This is a genomic window from Vibrio sp. 704, from assembly GCF_033339295.1.
The window spans coordinates 1-578 of the sequence record NZ_JAWOUH010000757.1 but is presented as its reverse complement, the minus strand read 5'-3'; the positions used below and the strand labels follow the sequence as shown (position 1 = coordinate 578).

The 578-nt window shown below is 48.1% G+C and carries 1 protein-coding gene and 1 pseudogene; both read right to left on the bottom strand.

The features are described from left to right. Positions 1-133 (bottom strand): annotated as a pseudogene (locus R7R24_RS28940) (sulfate ABC transporter permease); the annotation flags it as partial. A 1-nt stretch (position 134) separates the two neighbouring features. Further along, positions 135-578 (bottom strand): hypothetical protein (locus R7R24_RS28935; protein ID WP_411978847.1); only part of this gene is annotated, 444 nt, incomplete at its 5' end.

The window sequence follows — 578 nt, the reverse complement described above, 5'->3', positions numbered from 1 at the left end:
AAGTTTCGTTGTCGGACTGCGCCCAAGCCATGGAGCCAAACCCGCTAAGCGATAAGTTATCGGTCAGTTCTACTGTTGCTATGCTCGGAAAAGCGACACTGCTAATAAGTACTGCGAGGAGCGATCTCTTCATTTCATTTCTCCGAACTGACGACATAAAGAACATGAGCATCCGACGGCAACGAGTCGACGGGGGCATAGCCAATGCGATTAGGTTGTTCCCGCATCCAAGCTAACAAGATTTCAATACTGGGTTGATCAATTACTTTGGGTGGACGCGCCTTGCCTGAAAACGAAAGGCTGGCCCAATGCGCATTCATTTGAGCCAAGTTTTTATTAAGCAGGTAGCGATAGAACTCCGTTCGTTCAACGGATGTCTCTGGCCAATCAGAGAGTTCAATTCGTTGGCCTTGTAATAGTCTGGTTTTGCCTCGGTAGAGCTTCCTCGCTTTATTAATGGTCAACGCGTCAAACTGAGCGTTAAGTGAGAAAATGGCGTAACTTTCTGCGGCAAATGCCTGATGGCTCCAAGGCAACGAAAATATAAGCAGCAAACAAGCGGAGGCCAGTAGTCGCAG